The sequence below is a fragment of the Lichenibacterium minor genome, from assembly GCF_004137685.1.
Classification (GTDB): domain Bacteria; phylum Pseudomonadota; class Alphaproteobacteria; order Rhizobiales; family Beijerinckiaceae; genus Lichenihabitans; species Lichenihabitans minor.
In genome coordinates this window covers 17633-29964 of sequence record NZ_QYBB01000008.1, presented here as the reverse complement: position 1 = coordinate 29964, position 12332 = coordinate 17633, and the positions used below count along the sequence as shown (strand labels likewise).

Sequence of the window (12332 nt, the reverse complement as noted above, 5' to 3'; positions counted from 1 at the left end):
GCCGGGCTGCGTCACGGCGGCCCTGGCCCGGTCCGGGGCACCGTGCAAGATGCCGGCATGATCCAGCCTTCCCGAATCAAGGTCCTGAAGGACGGCCCCGAGAACGCGGAGGGCGCCTACGTCCTCTACTGGATGGGCCTGTCGCAGCGCGCCGCCTTCAACCCGGCGCTGGAACACGCCGTGGACGAGGCCAACGCGCGCAAGCTGCCCGTGGTGGTCTGCTACGGCATCGCGGAAGGCTTTCCCGAGGTCAACGCGCGCCACTGGACCTTTCTGCTGGAGGGCATGGCCGAGGTCGGCCCGGCCTTGGAGAAGCGCGGCATCGGCTTCGCGGCCCGGCGCGAGGGCGGGCCGGTCGAGACCGCGCTGCGCTACGCCGCCGACGCCGCCCTGGTGGTGATGGACCGCAACTACCTGAAGCCCATCCGGGCCTTCTACGACGACTTCGTGCGCCGCGCCCCCTGCCGCGTCGTGCAGGTGGAGGGCGACGTCGTCGTGCCGGTCGAGACGGCCTCGCCCAAGCACGACTACGCGGCCCGCACCCTGCGGCCGAAGATCTACCGGCAGTGGGAAGAGTACCTCCACCCCTTGAAGGAGCGGAAGGTCCACCATCCCGCCCACGCCCTGAAGCTCGAGTCCACGCTCGACCTCGCCGACATCGCCCGCACAGTGGCGGGGCTGAAGTGCGACCACGCGGTCCGCCCGGTGAAGCGGTTCAAGGGCGGCCATTCGGAAGCCGAGCGGCGGCTGAAGCACTATCTCGGCGGCCCCTTCGAGCATTACGCGACCATCCGCGGCAGGCCCGAAGCGGGCGCGGCCTCGCACATGAGTCCCTACCTCCATTACGGGCAGATCTCGCCCGTGGCGATCGCCCTGGCGGTGAGGTCGTCGCCGAAGGGCGACGGGGAGGACCGCGCCGCCTACCTCGAAGAACTGGTGGTACGGCGCGAGCTCGCCATGAACCATGTCTTCTACGGGGCCGACTACGACGACCTCAAGGGCGTGCCCGACTGGTGCCGCAAGGCACTCGACGCGGCGCGCGGGGACGAGCGCCCCCACCTCTACACGCGCGAACAGTTCGAGGCCGGCGAAACGCACGACCGCCACTGGAACGCGTCCATGCAGGAGATGCGCGAGACCGGCTACATGCACAACCACATGCGCATGTACTGGGGCAAGAAGATCGTTCAATGGTCGAAGACGCCCGAGGACGCCTGGGACATCGCGTTGCGCCTCAACAACAAGTATTTCATCGACGGGCGCGACGCCAACTCCTTCACCAACGTGGGCTGGCTGTTCGGCCTGCACGACCGGCCCTGGGGACGGCAGCCGGTGTTCGGCACCGTGCGGTCGATGAGCGAGGCGAGCCTGAAGAAGTTCGACGCCGACGGCTACGTGCGCGACGTCGCCGAGCTCGCCGCGGCCGAGCGGGCGTGACGGCCTTCACCTTCGCGATCGCGCTGACGCCGCGCGCCAACGCGCGCGACTGGGGGCTGATCGAGGCGCTGCTCGACCTGACGCTGGCCTCGGTGCGGGCGCAGACCGACCCGGACTGGCGGGCGCTGATCGCCGTCCACGAGCGTCCCCGGCTCGCGGTCGGGGACGACCGGGTCTCCTTCGTCGAGGTCGGCTGGCCGGTCGAGCCGCCGGGGCCGCACAACGACGATTCGGGCCGCAAGAAGCACCTGCTCAGCGACATCGTGCGGGACCGCGGCGGCGGCCACCTGATGGTGCTCGACGCGGACGACTGGGTCGACCGCGAACTCGTGGCGGCGGCGCGGGCCGGGATCGGGGACGAGCACGTGGGCGCGCTGATCCACGAGGGCCTGGCGGTCGACTTCCGCAGCCTGCGCGCCGCCCCGCTGCCCCACCCGGACCTGGAAGGGCTGCCGTTCCACCGCTTCTGCGGCTCCTGCGGGGTGGCGCTGATCCGGCCCGGTGCGACGTCGGAGATCCGGCGCGACCCTTTCGCGGTGCTGCGCTCGCACCATCGCTGGGTCGAGGTGGCGGCGGAGCACGGGGAAGGGCTGGCGCGCCTGCCGGTGTCGGGCGCCTACCTGGTCAACACGGGCGAGAACCATTCCGACGTGCACGGCCCCCATGCCGAATGGCGGCGGGAGTTCATCCGGCGGGTCGACGCGGTCGGGCGGGACGTCGATGCCGGCGTGGCGGCGCGGTTCGGCCAGGAGGTCGGGGCGCTGCGGGCGGCGGGGCGGCTCGCGCGGGGGTGAGGTCCACCCGTCCCGCGGGAGGAGGGGGGATGGGGGCGGTGGCCGGCCGCCGTCACCCTTCGACCATCGCCTCGAAACTCCGGAGGAGGCCGCGGTCGAGCTTTCCCGCCATCCCGTGCAGGATCGCGAAGGCGTCCCGCGACGACATCGGCGCCTTGTAGGAGCGACGCTCGACCAGGGCGGCATAGATGTCGCAGATCGTCAGCAGGCGGACCAGCGGGGCGATCGCGTCGCCGCCGATCCCGTCCGGGTAGCCCGACCCGTCGAGGAACTCGTGGTGATGGAGCACCATGTCGAGCACCTGCGGGTCGAACCCGCCCTGGTTCACCAGCATGCGGTGCCCGATCGCCGGATGCCGGCGCACCACGTCCATCTCGGCCGCCGTCAGCTTGCCGGGCTTGTTGAGGATGTCCCGGTCGATGTGCAGCTTGCCGATGTCGTGAAGCAGGGCCGCCTTCGCGACCAGGCGCTGTCCGCCGACGGAAAGGCCCAGGCTCATGGAGAAGGACGCCGCGAAGCAGGCGACCAGCAGGCAGTGCTGATAGGTGATGTCGTCGTAGCTCCTGACCACATCGAGCCATGTCGCGAGCCGCCCTCCGCCCACCGCCGCCAGCACGGCGGTGCTGCCGCGTTCCAGCGTGTCGACGGAGACGGGCTCGCCGGACCGCAGCGAACCCAGCACGCCGTTGTAGATGGAGCCGGCCTTCCGGACGTTGTCGGCGACGACGGCGATCGCGGGGGCGGCCGTCCGCGGCACGGCGCTTCGCCGGGCCTCGACCAGGCGCTTCACCGTGAACAGGATCTGCGTCGGGGATGCGTCGTGCGGCATGACCGCCGTCGCGCCGAGCGACCGCGCCTGGCCGAGCGCGGCTTCGCCCCCGCGACGGGCGAGGTGCAGGACCGGGATGGTCGAACAAGGCCGGCACCGGGCCAGGACGGCCTTCGTCAGGGAAAGGACGTCGGGCGTGCCGGGGTCGATGTCGCAGATGACGATCGTGTGCTCGGACCCGACTTCATAAGCCTGCCCCAGGGCGACGACCGTGCAGGGCTCGACGACCTGTATCGTTTCCTTCAACGCGCAAGCGGTCGACAAGCGATCGGTGATCAGGATCATGGACGGGTTCCCGCGGCGCCGTCGTTGGTAAATGATACTGATATATAAACGGTAAATTGTCGATCCGAGCGCTTTGAAAATAATATTATCACTCGAATTCTTCTGAGACGTATTTGATGAAAATCCAATAGCGATGTCATTATCGCGAAATATTCGATCCATTTCGCGATAATGTCGATATAGCTGTCAAAGCGCAGTTTTAAGCAACTCTTCGTTGTCTCGACGCTGAGAGGATCATCTGCGACAATATAAAGATGAAAAAGACGACAGCCGGCCCCCCGCCGCAGGCCAGATCCTTCTTCAAGCATTCCATCGGGAACGCCCGACAGCTCGACCGACTGAATGTCGAAGCCGCGCTTGCCGTCCAGTTCAATCCGATCCGAGGGATGCAGACGTCCATCATCATCGAAGGGGGACAGAGCCAGTCGCTCAGTCTTTGGAAGACGCAATCTGACACCGGGTTTCTGACAACGCCGAAAGTCCATTTGGACGTGATCACCGTCCGATTCGTGATCGAGGGGGCGATGCTTCGCCGCGACCGCCGCCGCGAGCACATCGGGCAACCCGGGCGTGCCATGATGGTCATGTTCGACCATATGAAGAGCGAGGAAGCGTCGAGCGCCTTCACGGCGCTGACCGCGACCATCACCCCATCGGCGCTGATCGCGGCTCATCGGGCGCTCGAAGGCGAGGGGAACGAGATCCTGCCCCGCTTCGTGCCGGTCGTCGATCTGGTCGGCCTGCCGCTGCACATCCTGATGCGGACGATGGACAGGGTCTATCGTCAATTGCAGATCGGGGTCCCGGAGCCCGATCTGGTGTTCCCCCTGCTGGAGGAGGTGATGATCTACCAGCTGCTGTCGGCATGGCCCCGGGACAGCGGGGAGCGTGTCCGCGACGCGGCGCCCTCGACCGTGCGGCCGGTGCAGCGAGCCTGCGACTACATCGAGGGGAACCTGTCGCGGAAGCTGCTCCTCCACGAGATCGCGACCGCGGCCGGCATCGGCGTCCGCAGGTTGCAGACGCTGTTCCGGGCCGACACGGGGAAGACGCCCGTGCAGTTCATCCTCGAACGCCGCCTCGACCGCGCGCATGCGGACCTGTGCGCGTCCGAGCCGGAGGCTTCGGTGGCGGCGATCGCGGCACGGTGGGGTTTCACCCACATGAGCGATTTCAGCCGCCGGTATCGCGCGCGGTTCGGGGAAACCCCCAGCGTGGCGCTGCGCCGGCGCGGCTGACGGGATGCCGCGGGCCCGCGCCGCTCCGGGGCGGGGGGACGCGGCTCACGCATCGTCGAGATCGCGCCCCCGCGTTTCCGGCATCATCAGCGCCGCGACCGTGCCCAGCACGCTGAAGGCGACGAGGTAGTAGGCCGGCATGAGCCGGTCGCCCGACACGGCCACGAGCTTGTTGACGACGTAGTTGGTGCTGCCGCCGAAGATCGACACCGCCAAGGCGTACACGACCGACAGGCCGGCGGAGCGCACCGCGCGCGGCAGCGTTTCCGGGATCGCCACGATGATGGCCGCCGCGTTGATCGACGACAGCGCCGACAGCAGAAACGTCACGGCATAGACGGCCGCGGCCGACCGCTCGTGGACGAGCCACGCGAAGGCCGGCACGGCAAGGACGGCGATCAGCGCCCGCGGCCACACCATCACGGGCCTGCGGCCCAGGCGGTCGGCGAGGGCGCCCCCGACCAGCGGGAACAGCACGGACGCGAGCCCCAGGGCGATCGGCACCGCGGTCGACACCGCCGCGGTCAGGCCCAGCGTCGATTTCGCATAGACCGGCATGTTGGTCCCCACGGCGTTCGACACCGTCGAGGCCGAGATCACCACGAAGGTGGTGAGGAGCAGGCGCCCGTGGTCGCGCAGCAGGCGGCGCATCACCGCGAGGGTGGAGGGGGCGGCGGACGGGTCCTCGCCGGCGCCTCCCGTTTCGGGCAGGTGGCGGCGGATGACGAGCCCCACCGGGACGACGGCCAAGCCCAGCAGCACCATGACGCGCCAGCCCCACTGGCCCATGGCGGCCTCGCCGACGGCCAGCGTCAGCCCCGACGCCACGAGGCCGGCGAACAGCGCCGCGCAGCCCTGGCTGGCGATCTGCCACGAGGCGATGAAGCCGCGCCGCCCCTTCGGCGCGGCTTCGAGCAGGTAGGCGGTCGAGGGGCCGACCTCGCCGCCGAGCGCGAGGCCCTGGATCAGCCGGCCCGCGATGACGATGGCCTGCGCGGCCCAGCCGATGGTGGCGGTCCCGGGCGTGACGGCGAGGATCAGCATGCCCAGCGCCATCAGCGCGATGGTGAGCACCATGGCGGGCTTGCGGCCGGCGCGGTCGGCGAGGGCGCCGATGACGGCGCCCCCGACCGGCCGCATGACGTAGCCGATGCCGAACAGCGCCAGGGAGGCGAGCAGGCTGGAGGTGGGGTCCTTCGACGGAAAGAAGGCTTCGCCGATCGGCACGGCGAAGAAGGCGTAGACGGTGAAGTCGTAGAACTCGAGCGCGTTGCCGAGCACCACGGCCGCCACGGCCTTGCGTTCGAGCCTGGGATGGGTGGCGTCGGTCGATGTCATGGCGGCACCATGCACCGCATGGGGCCCGGTTTCAAAAGAGCCGTGGCGCCCGAGGGCGCGTCACAGGTGCAGGTGCGTCGGCCCGAACGTGTCCATCGCCCAACGCGCCGCGACGCCGTGGGCGGCGTAGATCTTCAGGGCGGCGTCGTCGGGCTCGCGGCCGCCGTGCCAGTCCGGGCGGTGGTGGAGCCTCAAGCGCATGTCGCGCACGGAGGTGATGACGAAGGGGTACACGTCCCCGACCGGGCTGACCACGGTGACGGCGTCACCCGCGCCCTTCACGGACCATTCGATCATGGATCTCGTCTCCCGAAGGCGGAGGGCGTGGGATGCGCCCGGCGCGGCAGACCCGAGGGCGGCAGACCTGGCAGTGTCATGAACACCCGGAGGGTGGCCCTATTACGGCGCGCGTCCGTGCCGGCCGCCACGCCCGCCCTCCGTGTAGGGCGCGATCGTGTCGGTGGCGTCACAGCCGCGGGCGGCGGGCCACCTGTCGTCAGGCCGCCACCCCTTCGCCGAGGTAGCGACGGCGCAGGTGCGCCCGGTAGCTGTCGATGCCGAGCGGGCGGCCCGTGGCGGCTTCCATGATCTCGTCCGTGCTGCCGGACGAGCCCTTGGCGTGGACGTTGGCGCGCAGCCACCCCAGCAGCGGCCGGAAGTCGCCCTCGGCCAGCCCCGGCCGGATCCCCGGCTCGGCGGCCGTCGCGGCTTCGAAGAGCTGCGCCGCCGCGACCGCGCCGAGCGTGTAGGTGGGGAAATAACCGAAGGCGCCCCCCGGCCAATGGATGTCCTGCAGGCAGCCGTGGGCGTCGTCCGGCACCACGAGGCCGAGGAGGTCCTTCATCCCCGCGTCGAAGGCGCCCGGCAGGTCGGCCACGGCGAGGTCGCCGTCCACCATGGCGCGTTCCAGGTCGTAGCGGAGCAGGATGTGGGCCGGGTAGGTGCATTCATCGGCGTCGACCCGGATGAAGCCCGGCGCCACATGCGTGTAGATCCGCTGGAGCGTGTCGGGGTCGAGCGCGGCGCCGTCCGCCCCGAAGGCGCCGGCGAGCACCGGCGCCAGGTGGCGCATGAACTCCGGGGTCCGGCAGGCCTGCATCTCCATCAGCAGGGACTGGCTTTCGTGCAGCGTCATGCCGCGCGCGTCGCCGACCGGCTGGGTCAGCCAGGCCGCCGGGCGGCCCTGCTCGTAGAGCGCGTGGCCGGTCTCGTGCAGCACGCCCATCAGCGAGCGGGTGAAGTCGCCGGCCGCGTAGCGCGTGGTGATGCGGACGTCGCCCGTGGCCCCCCCGCAGAACGGGTGCAGGCTCGTGTCGAGCCGCCCGCGCTCGAAGTCGAAGCCGAGCGTCCGCATCAGCGCTTCGCCGACCGCGCGCTGCGCCGCAACCGGGAAGGCGCCGGCGACCGGCGGCGGCGCGCCGTCGCGCGCCTGGCGCTCGCGGGCGGCGCGGATGAGGTCCGGCAGCTCGGTCCGCAGGGCGTCGAACATCGGGTCGATGCGGGCGCGGCGCAGGCCGGGGTCGTACTGGTCGAGGAGCGCGTCGTAGGGCGCGAGGCCGAGCGCCTGGCCCTTGGCGCGGCCGACCTCGCGGGCGAAGCGCAGCACGTCCTCCAGGTGGGGCTTCAGGATCGCGAAGTCGCTCGCGGCGCGGGCCTCGCGCCAGGCCATCTCGGCGGCCGAGGACGCCTTGGACTCCGCTTCGACGAGGTCGCCCGGGACCGCGGAAGCGTGGGCATGGGCGCGGCGCATCTCGCGCAGGTTCGCCGCCTGCCAGGCGTCGAGCGAAGCCGCGCCGGATTCGGCCTCGGCCAGGAGGTCGGCGGTGGAGGGGGCCACCAGCAGCTCGTGCGACAGGCCGCGCAGGGTGGCGAGCTGCTCGGCGCGGCCCGCCGCGGCGCCCGTCGGCATCAGGGTCTGGGCGTCCCAGCCGAGGATGCCGGCGGCGTCCCCGAGGGCGCGGAGGCGGGCGAAGAGGCGTTCGAGCGCGGCGTAGGCCGTCATGGGGCGGACCCTGTGGTGGTGGGGGGGCGCGCGACGGCCGGTGGCACGGGGTGCCCGCACGAGGGGCCTCGCCCGGGCAGCCCTTCCCGCCGGGCGACGGGCGGTGGAGGAAGGCCTGCCGGGCGGCGGAAGTTCAGGGTCAGTGCGCCGCCTGCAGCGCCGCCTTGCCGGCCTCGGTCAGCACGAGCTGACCCTTCTGCCGGGGCACCGGGCGCTTCTCGATGAAGCCGCCGTGGATCATCGGGTCGAGCTCGGACATGTTGAAGAAGATGCCGAGGACGGGCTCCTTGGCCTCGACCCAGCGCAGGAGCTTGGTCTGGTGAACGTCGAGTTGCATGGCGGCCTCCGTGTCGATCTTCGGCCCGGAGTCTCGCCTGCCGTGGTTAACGAAAGGTGAAGTTCAGATCAGCCCGTGGGCGATGGCGTAATCCTCGGCGGCCTTGCGGGCGAGTTCCAGCGTGCGCAGCGGCGTCGCGACCGGCAGGGTGCCGACCTTGACGTCGGTGCGCGGGGCCTTGCGGGTCGCGTGGAGCTCGTCGATCGGGAAGGTGAAGCGCTGCCCGGCCTCGTTCGTGGCCTCCAGCCGATCGTCGGCGATCGCCACCACGCTGAAATTCATAGCCGTCCGCCCCGTGTCGCCCCGCCGCCCCGTTCCCCGTAGAGGCAGGCGGCGAAGCGATCAAGGCGCACCCCCGTGCGGCGTCACCCGATCGACATCAGGCTGGCGTTGCCGCCCGCCGCCGCCGTGTTGGTGGAAACCGAGCATTCTTCGAGCAGCCGCACCAGCGCGTAGTCTTCGCGCTCGGCCGACCGCACGGCTTCGAGCGCCAGGATGGGGCCGGGCCGCTCGGCGACGCGGCGCGACAGCGCCGTCAAGGCGTCGGGCTCGCCCTCGAACAGGATCCCGCGCAGGCCGTCCTGCGCGTGCCAGTCGTCCACCACCGCCACCCGCGCCGCCACCTCGGCGGGCATGCCGTCGAGCGCGGCGGCCGCGGCGCGCTCCACCACGGCGACGTTGCCGGTGGCCAGGATGGCGCCGACCTGCATCCTGAGGCCCGCCGCCCCCGTGGCGAGCGCGGCGATGCGGCCGCGCGGGCGCAGCGCGTAGACGTTGCGCTCGCCCACGGGGCCGGGCAGCTCGACCCGGGCGCCCAGCGCCGACCGCGACAGGTCGGCGACGCAGCGCTCGGCTTCGGCGGCGTGGCCCGCTTCGCGCAGCCAATCCGCGTAGAGCCGCGCCGTCGCCAGCGCGGGCTCGGAGGCTTCCAGCCCCCGCAGCGCGGTGGCGGGCGGGATGTCGAGCAGGCGGCCGAGGTAGAGCGGGCCGCCGGCCTTGGGCCCCGTGCCCGACAGGCCCGATCCGCCGAAGGGCTGCACGCCCACCACGGCGCCGATGGTGTTGCGGTTGACGTAGACGTTGCCGGCCTCGACGCGCCCGACCACGCGGGCGATCGTTTCGTCGATGCGGGTGTGCAGCCCGAAGGTCAGGCCGTAGCCGGTGGCGTTGATGTCGGCGATCAAGCGGTCGAGGTCGCCGCGGCGGAAGCGCAGCACGTGCAGCACCGGGCCGAACACTTCACGCTCGACGTCGGCGATGCGCCCGATCTCGACGATCGTGGGCGGCACGAAGGTGCCGTGCCGGGCGCCGTCCGGCAGCGGCAGGCTTTCCACCGCGTGGCCGCGCGCCGCCATGGCGGCGACATGCGCCAGGATGCCGTCGCGCGCTTCCGCCGAGATGACCGGGCCGACGTCGACCGACAGCGCCCGCGGGTCCCCGATCTCCAGCTCGCGCAGCGCGCCCCTCAGCATGGCGAGCGTGCGGTCGGCGACGTCCTCCTGCAGGCACAGGATGCGCAGGGCCGAGCAGCGCTGCCCCGCGGAATCGAAGGCGGACGCGATCACGTCCGCCACCACCTGCTCGGCCAGGGCCGACGAATCGACCACCAGCGCGTTCTGGCCGCCCGTTTCGGCGATCAGCGGGATGGGGCGCCCGTCCGGCGTCAGGCGGTCTGCGAGGCGGCGCTGGATCAGGCGCGCCACCGCGGTCGAGCCGGTGAACATCACCCCCACGGTGCGGGCGTCGCCCACCAGCGCGGCCCCGACCTCGCCGGCGCCGGGCAGCAGCTGCAGCACGTCGGCGGGGACGCCGGCGGCGTGGAGCAGGCGCACGGCTTCCGCGGCGACCAGGGGCGTTTCTTCCGCCGGCTTGGCCAGCACGGGGTTGCCGGCCGCGAGGGCCGCGGCGACCTGGCCCGCGAAGATCGCCAGCGGGAAGTTCCACGGGCTGATGCACACCACCGGCCCCAGCGGCGCGTGCCGCTCGGCCCCGAAGGTGCGGACGAGCTCGGCGGCGTAGTAGCGCAGGAAGTCGACGGCTTCGCGCACCTCGGCGACGGCGTTGGAGTAGCTCTTGCCGGCTTCGCGGACGATCAGCCCGATCATCACCGGCATGCGGGCCTCGATGGCGTCGGCGCCGCCGCGCAGGCAGGCCGCGCGCTCGTCGGCCGACACGGCGGCCCAGGCGGGGGCCGCCGCGGCAGCGCGGGACAGGGCGGCGTCGACCTCGGCCGGGGTGGCGTGGCGCGCGACGCCCACCACGTCGCGGCGGTCGGCGGGGTTCAGAACCGGCTCGGCGCCGGCGTCGTCCGAGCGGCCGGCGGGCAGGGCCGTCCAGCGCGTCGCCGCGCTGGCGTCGAGCGCCGCCCCCAGCGCCCGGAGCGCGTCCTCGTCGGACAGGTCGAGGCCCCGGCTGTTGCGGCGGTCGGCGAACAGGTCGCGCGGGGCGGCGATGCGGTCGTGGGCGCCGCCGACGGGGCTCATCGCCCGCACCGCCGCCACGGGATCGGCGATCAGCTCGTCGACCTTCACCTTCTCGTCGGCGATGCGGTTGACGAAGGACGAGTTGGCGCCGTTCTCCAGGAGCCGCCGCACCAGGTAGGCCAGCAGCGTCTCGTGGGTGCCGACCGGCGCGTAGATGCGGCAGGGCCGGTCGAGCTTCCGGGCGCCCACCACCTCGTCGTAGAGCGGTTCGCCCATGCCGTGGAGGCATTGGAACTCGTATTGGCCGCGGGTGAAGTCCGGGCCCGCCATCGCCACGATGGCGCCCACCGTCCCGGCGTTGTGGGTGGCGAACTGCGGGAACACGGCGTCGGGCGCGTCGAGCAGCCGCTTCGCGCAGGCGAGGTAGCTCACGTCCGTGTGGACCTTGCGGGTGAAGACCGGGAACCCGTCGAGCCCGTCGACCTGGGCGCGCTTGATCTCGGAATCCCAGTAGGCGCCCTTCACCAGGCGCACCATGATGCGGCGGCCGCTGCGGCGCGCGAGGTCGACGATCCAATCGATCGCGAAGGGGCAGCGCTTGCCGTAGGCCTGGATTACGAAGCCGATGCCGTCCCAGCCCCCGAGGTCCGGGTCGAGCGCCAGGGCTTCGAGCAGGTCGAGCGACAGTTCCAGCCGGTCGGACTCCTCGGCGTCGATGTTGAGGCCGATGTCGTAGCCGCGGGCGAGCGCGGCCAGGCCCTTCACGCGCGGCAGGAGCTCCGCCATCACCCGGTCCGCCTTGGCGCGGGAATAGCGCGGATGCAGGGCGGACAGCTTGATCGAGATGCCCGGCCCCTCGACGATGCCGCGCCCCGCCGACGCCGCCCCGATGGCCCGGATGGCGTCCTCGTAGTCCTTCAGGTAGCGCGCCGCGTCCCCCGCCGTCGTGGCGGCCTCGCCCAGCATGTCGTAGGAATAGCGGAAGCCGCGCGCTTCGAGCTTGCGGCTGTTGGCCAGCGCTTCCGCGATGGTCTGGCCGGTGACGAACTGTTCGCCCATCATCCGCATGGCGAGGTCGGTCCCCTTGCGGATCAGCGGCTCGCCGCCCCGGCCGATGAGGCGCGTGAGCGCGCTGCCGAGCGAGGATTCGCTCGTCGTTGTGGTGAGCCGCCCCGTCACGACGAGGCCCCAGGTGGCGGCGTTGACGAAGAGCGACGGGCTTTGCCCCACATGGGCGCGCCAGTCGCCGGTCGAGATCTTGTCGCGGATCAAGGCGTCGCGCGTGGCGGCGTCCGGGATGCGCAGCAGCGCTTCGGCGAGGCACATCAGCGCCACGCCTTCCTGGCTCGACAGGGAATATTCGTGGATCAGCCCCTCGACGCCGCCGCGCCGCGTCGTCGCGCGCAGCCGCTCGACCAGGGTGCGCGCCGTGGCGGCGGCGGCCGCGGCGGCGTCGGGCGGCAGGGTGGCGGCGTCGAGCAGCGCCGCGACGCAGTCCTGTTCCGGGCGGCGATACGCGGCCGTGATGGCGGCGCGCAGCGGCGGCTGGCGCTTCACCGAGGGCGCGAAGGCGGCGAAAGGGGAGGCCGGTGCGGGGAGGGTCATGCGGGCTCGCGCGGGGCCGGGAGCGGTGGACACCTGCGGGGGAC

The 12332-nt window shown here is 71.9% G+C and carries 11 protein-coding genes; 3 read left to right on the top strand and 8 right to left on the bottom strand.

Annotated elements, in window-relative coordinates:
* Nucleotides 1-57: 57 nt before the first annotated feature.
* Both D3273_RS09120 and D3273_RS09115 read left to right on the top strand, forming a co-directional pair.
* A complete protein-coding gene (locus D3273_RS09120; RefSeq protein WP_129225681.1) occupies nt 58-1437 on the top strand; it encodes a deoxyribodipyrimidine photo-lyase in 1380 nt (459 codons plus the stop codon).
* Entirely contained in the window at nt 1434-2231 is a 798-nt protein-coding gene (locus tag D3273_RS09115) for a hypothetical protein (RefSeq protein ID WP_129225679.1), read from the top strand. The genes D3273_RS09120 and D3273_RS09115 overlap by 4 nt, the downstream gene beginning before the upstream one ends.
* 52 nt (nt 2232-2283) lie before the next feature.
* Here D3273_RS09115 and D3273_RS09110 read toward each other — a convergent pair whose 3' ends face one another.
* Both D3273_RS09110 and D3273_RS28175 read right to left on the bottom strand, forming a co-directional pair.
* Nucleotides 2284-3345: an HD-GYP domain-containing protein gene (locus D3273_RS09110; protein ID WP_165359433.1), complete on the bottom strand. Its 1062-nt coding sequence runs from the start codon at nt 3343-3345 to the stop codon at nt 2284-2286.
* On the bottom strand, nt 3342-3941 hold the full coding sequence (locus tag D3273_RS28175) for a hypothetical protein (protein WP_165359432.1): 600 nt from the start codon (nt 3939-3941) through the stop codon (nt 3342-3344). Before D3273_RS28175 ends, D3273_RS09110 begins: the two co-directional genes overlap by 4 nt.
* Between D3273_RS28175 and D3273_RS09105 the strand changes: the two genes are divergently transcribed.
* Entirely contained in the window at nt 3930-4583 is a 654-nt protein-coding gene (locus D3273_RS09105) for an AraC family transcriptional regulator (protein ID WP_165359431.1), read from the top strand. The genes D3273_RS28175 and D3273_RS09105 overlap by 12 nt on opposite strands.
* A gap of 45 nt (nt 4584-4628) precedes the next feature.
* On the opposite strand, the gene D3273_RS09100 is transcribed toward D3273_RS09105, so the two are convergent.
* From D3273_RS09100 to putA, 6 genes are all read right to left on the bottom strand, one after another.
* Entirely contained in the window at nt 4629-5921 is a 1293-nt protein-coding gene (locus D3273_RS09100) for an MFS transporter (protein ID WP_129225673.1), read from the bottom strand.
* A gap of 60 nt (nt 5922-5981) precedes the next feature.
* Complete coding sequence (locus D3273_RS09095; RefSeq protein ID WP_129225671.1) at nt 5982-6218, bottom strand: hypothetical protein; 237 nt, start codon at nt 6216-6218, stop codon at nt 5982-5984.
* A gap of 199 nt (nt 6219-6417) precedes the next feature.
* The gene (locus tag D3273_RS09090) at nt 6418-7923 is read right to left on the bottom strand and encodes a carboxypeptidase M32 (RefSeq protein WP_129225669.1); all 1506 of its coding nucleotides are present in this window, start codon (nt 7921-7923) and stop codon (nt 6418-6420) included.
* 139 nt (nt 7924-8062) lie between these two features.
* Nucleotides 8063-8260: a hypothetical protein gene (locus tag D3273_RS09085; protein ID WP_129225667.1), complete on the bottom strand. Its 198-nt coding sequence runs from the start codon at nt 8258-8260 to the stop codon at nt 8063-8065.
* A gap of 63 nt (nt 8261-8323) precedes the next feature.
* Nucleotides 8324-8542 (bottom strand): hypothetical protein, encoded by a 219-nt coding sequence (locus D3273_RS09080; RefSeq protein ID WP_129225665.1) that lies wholly within the window; start codon nt 8540-8542, stop codon nt 8324-8326.
* Between the two features lie 83 nt (nt 8543-8625).
* Entirely contained in the window at nt 8626-12288 is a 3663-nt protein-coding gene (gene putA, locus D3273_RS09075; protein WP_129225663.1) for a trifunctional transcriptional regulator/proline dehydrogenase/L-glutamate gamma-semialdehyde dehydrogenase, read from the bottom strand.
* Nucleotides 12289-12332: the final 44 nt, after the last annotated feature.